This is a genomic window from Desulfosarcina sp. (assembly GCF_041551955.1).
Classification (GTDB): domain Bacteria; phylum Desulfobacterota; class Desulfobacteria; order Desulfobacterales; family Desulfosarcinaceae; genus Desulfosarcina.
Genome location: NZ_JBFELV010000445.1, coordinates 1 through 4,123, shown reverse-complemented (window position 1 = coordinate 4,123; position 4,123 = coordinate 1). Strand labels below are relative to the sequence as shown.

Below are 4,123 nucleotides of genomic sequence, written 5' to 3'. Positions count from 1 at the left end.
GCTAAATGGATCGTTGAAAGGATTGTCCAGGCCTCAGGCCGATGATGCATTAACATCACCAACTGCTGAAGCGCCAGGGGTCCACCCCTTCGTTCCCTTGTGCAGATGCGAACGTGTTGGCCATATCGTCTTCCCAATGAATGGTGGGTGTTGTCCGAAGGGTTCAAACGCCCCACTCGAATAGATAGCATAGAGAATGCCAACATTATCAAAAAATTCAACATTCTGAATTATTGAGGTTTTCTATATATTATGCCTGCAGTCTCTGAAGTATGGCTGTCAGCCTTTTTTTCAGATTGAAAAGGTCGATAAGACTTTCAGCGTCTTTACCTCACACTTTCATAACCGCCGGGAACACCGTTTTTTGAAAAGACGATCTGCCACAACTGATTCCGGCGGGAACGGAATGACCCGGCGCAGGCCAGCAGGTAGTAGGTCAACATGGAGATCCAGGGGTCGCAAAAACGCACGGATCGGTTGCCGGCGATGGTGTGCAGCAAAAAAAGCCCATCGAGCGCCAGGCAGCAGTGAATCATGGGCATGAAGGTGCAATAGTGGCGGACCCCCACAGGTTCGAACATCCCCACCGATACGATGCGATCGAAGGTGCCTGTCAATCGTCGGTAATCCGTCAGTTTGATGGTCACCGGAAGTCCTTTGCACCACTGCCGGGCCAGTTTGCCTTGCTCCTTTGAAACCGTGATGCCCACCACCTCCACGTGGTAATGGGTTGCCATATAGCTTTCGCCCAGGGCTATGGATCCACCGGCTGCAAGGCGTTTGAAAACAGGTGTTGGTGCACCTGGATGTCCCACGGCCGGTTGCCATTGACCGCCCCATCGGCGGAAGCGAAAATTTCCGGAACCAGTCGTTCAGGCGACGTCGTTTTCATGATTCAACCCACCCTGTTGATCAGATCTCCGACGGTTGCCACTGCTTGAGAAATCCGTTTCCGGAAAGCATGGGAGGCGAATGATCTCAGTTGCCATGGTTTCTATTCGGCAAACAAGGTATCGAGAACGGATGAATCCAGGTGCCTGGCGGGATGGAAGGTTGCCTCGCCGATCGCAGCCTCAACGGCCTTGACCATCCAGTCTGCGTTGGCGGTATTCAGTTGATCCAGCCCATATACCATCGCCGGAATGTGCGGGGCGGTCCGTTTCAGGTGGTTGAACATTTCCCATCCCGAGTGATTCCTGAAGGCATGGTTGATCAGAACCAGCTCCGGGGGGGAATCGGAGGGATGGTTGGTCACCTTCTTAATATCGGTGATCCGGCTGACCCGATGCCAGTGGCGGGCTAATATTATTTTCAGAAAAGCCGAACTTGCTCGATTGTCATCCAGAATAAAAATTGTTGCCATCTGTTTCCTTTATTTTCTCCGCTTCCATCAAGATGCAATGTGAGATGATACCGGGAAACCAGGAACATCGCTGTGCGGATGATGATGAGTATTGACGTCGGACACCATCTGGATCTTCCGTTCATCCGAGATATCTCAGTCCGATGCCATACCGGGTGGCCTTTTCGCCAGCCAGCCGATGCCACCATTTGACTTCGGCCAGGCAGATGGAGCGTGGCCGCTCTTGGTCAGCAACGAATGACGGTATTGAAGGGTAGAGGACTATCCGCATGATGAGGATGGTCCCTGATTCAAATTTGTGTGACGTTTCGATGTAGGACCCCTGGCTTGAAAAATTGCGCATGACACCATCGGAGACACAGATTTCACAGGTGCTGGAAAATGGCCGGCAAGTGATCGCTGCCTCGGTCGCATTGCGCGGTGCTGCCCGTTCAATCTCTTTATTCTTCATTGTCTCCTGCATCTTTCACCATAGGGCAATCATGATTCAGGTAGCCCCTGTGCTTGAATGGTTCACACTTCATTGAATACCTCACTAAACCGGCCGGTCACCTGGATATCCGCCCGGGTGTTGTTCAGCCTGGACATACTGGGTAGAAATACATCCAGACCGAACGCATTGACCGTTCTCAATTGATCCGTGTCAATGGCTACTTTCCTGGACCTTTTGACGTTTTTTTCCAGAACGTTGATCAATTCGCATGCCGATGACGCATCAAAATCGCCATACAACTGAAGCGCAACAGATTGATTGCTGGTTTCCCTGACACTAACACGAAAATTTAAAGCCATCTCCATCTCCATCGGTGGGGCATATCTGCTTCGATCACAACCTGAGGATCAGGATGTCCATGTCCGGAAGCGCGGTTGAAAAGCCATTTCAATTTTCTCTTTCAACGCTTTCAGGGTGAAGGGCTTCAACAGCAGCCCGTCGACAATGCCGGATCCGTCCAGCAGATCCGCAACATCGCTCTCGCTGTGACCGGTCATGATGATAACCTTGGTCCCGAAATGCTTTTCTTTAATCTGATCGGCCAGCTGGTACCCGTCGATGAAGGGCATGTCATAATCGGTAATTACCAGATCGTAATGCCCCTTGGTCAAGTAATAGAGGGCATCCACGCCATCATCGGCAATGGTGGGGCGGTAGCCCAGACATGCTGCCATTTTTGAAACCAGCTTCAGGATGTCAGGATTGTCGTCCACGATCATGATTCGGCTGGCAGCGGAGTCGACCCTGAGCTTATCAGCCGACTGGTCGGGACGATTGTCCAGAGATGGGTGAAAGGTTTCGGGAGATACGGGCAACCGGCCGTCGGGCGAGGGTTCCGATCGATTGGCGATCATCGTTGGCATGTGCGGCCTCCTTTTCCATCTGGATTGGATATTCGGAATCTTAACCTGGAAAAGTGCAACGCGTGTCGGGGTGAAGAGAAATGCTTTAGGAGCAGGGAGGATGCTTCAAGATTCGTTAGGCTATCTTATACAGCAGCGGGTGGATTAAAAACAATTCGCAATACTGCCCAATTTTTGGATCGTCCATAGGTACTTATACCCAGTACAGTAGAGAAAACTAACCCGGAAAAACGAAGCGAACCGATCGCAGACGCGAAGTTGGCGTACAATGCCATTAATTTGTGCCTTCGGTGGTCTGATAACAGCCCTTTCGGGGTCGGGATCGCTATCGCTATCGGGATCGAAACCATGGCCATTACTGCGTTTGTCGATTTCGATAGCGAACCCGATAGCGATTTCGATGAATTCTCCCAATATTAAAACTATTTAAGTTAACAAAATTGAGTTTCCATATCCAAATCATTCTCATCGCTGGTTGGTGGTATACCCCCGAGATATGGCATAGCGCACCAGGTCGGCGGTGCGTTTGAGGTTTAACTTGGACCGGATATTGGCGTGGTGGCGATGGACCGTGCGAACACTGATGCAGAGTCGATCGCCGATCTGCCGATCCGTGTGGCCCTCGGCGATCATCTGCAGGACCTGGCGTTCCCGGGGGGTAAGCGGGTCGGGTACGGCTTTAAAGTCGCCTTGACAGATGGAAATGATGGCCGAGGGAAATTCACTGGCCAACTTTCTGGACAGGTAGGTTTTTCCCCTGCGGATATGGTCGATGGCCTGGAGCAGTTCATCGCCCGAATCCTCTTTGAGCAGATAGCCTCTGGCACCTGCCTCGAGTGACCTGGACAAAAAGTCTTCGCTTTTGTGCATGCTCAGCATGAGTATATGGATCTCGGGATACAGCGAGTGAATTTCACGGGCCACTTCGATGCCGCGCAGTCCGGGCATCGAGATGTCCAGTATCACCATGTCGGGCACCGATTTTTTTAGTATTTTCATCAACTGCAGACCGTCCCCGGCTTCACCGGTCACCGCCAGCCCGGGCACCGCATCGATCATGCTTCTGATGCCCTCCCGCATCATCGTATGATCGTCGGCAAGAATGATACGGTACGCGCTCATTGGATGGCCTTCGGGTTCGGGCAGGGCAAACGAATGGCCAGCCGGGTGCCCTTGCCCGCCTCGCTGTCAATGGAAAGGTCCGCACCGATCATGCGGCATCGCAGTGCCACGGCTGACAGCCCCATTCCCATGCGGCCATTGGAATGATAAAAGTGCTTTTTGACATCAAAACCGATGCCGTTGTCTTCGATGCGGATACGAAGGGTGCCGCCTTCGCGGCTGGCAGCCACTAAGACCCATGTGGCCTGGGCATGTTTATGGACATTGGTCAGCGCCTCCTGG

8 protein-coding genes are annotated in these 4,123 nt (G+C 52.3%); all 8 read right to left on the bottom strand.

What is annotated here, in order from left to right; genetic code table 11:
- Positions 1–326: 326 nt before the first annotated feature.
- A complete protein-coding gene (locus ABYV26_RS22140; RefSeq protein ID WP_372683531.1) occupies positions 327–737 on the bottom strand; it encodes a class I SAM-dependent methyltransferase in 411 nt (136 codons plus the stop codon).
- Positions 738–754: 17 nt separating this feature from the next.
- Positions 755–892 (bottom strand): hypothetical protein, encoded by a 138-nt coding sequence (locus tag ABYV26_RS22135; RefSeq protein WP_372683530.1) that lies wholly within the window; start codon positions 890–892, stop codon positions 755–757.
- 102 nt (positions 893–994) lie between these two features.
- Complete coding sequence (locus ABYV26_RS22130; RefSeq protein ID WP_372683529.1) at positions 995–1,363, bottom strand: hypothetical protein; 369 nt, start codon at positions 1,361–1,363, stop codon at positions 995–997.
- A 121-nt stretch (positions 1,364–1,484) separates the two neighbouring features.
- On the bottom strand, positions 1,485–1,814 hold the full coding sequence (locus ABYV26_RS22125; protein ID WP_372683528.1) for a hypothetical protein: 330 nt from the start codon (positions 1,812–1,814) through the stop codon (positions 1,485–1,487).
- Positions 1,815–1,876: 62 nt separating this feature from the next.
- A complete protein-coding gene (locus tag ABYV26_RS22120) occupies positions 1,877–2,155 on the bottom strand; it encodes a hypothetical protein (RefSeq protein WP_372683527.1) in 279 nt (92 codons plus the stop codon).
- 48 nt (positions 2,156–2,203) lie between these two features.
- A complete protein-coding gene (locus tag ABYV26_RS22115) occupies positions 2,204–2,719 on the bottom strand; it encodes a response regulator (RefSeq protein WP_372683526.1) in 516 nt (171 codons plus the stop codon).
- A 465-nt stretch (positions 2,720–3,184) separates the two neighbouring features.
- On the bottom strand, positions 3,185–3,841 hold the full coding sequence (locus tag ABYV26_RS22110; protein ID WP_372683525.1) for a response regulator: 657 nt from the start codon (positions 3,839–3,841) through the stop codon (positions 3,185–3,187).
- On the bottom strand, positions 3,838–4,123 hold a 286-nt coding region (locus ABYV26_RS22105), incomplete at its 5' end, for a sensor histidine kinase (protein ID WP_372683524.1). The genes ABYV26_RS22110 and ABYV26_RS22105, both read right to left, overlap by 4 nt.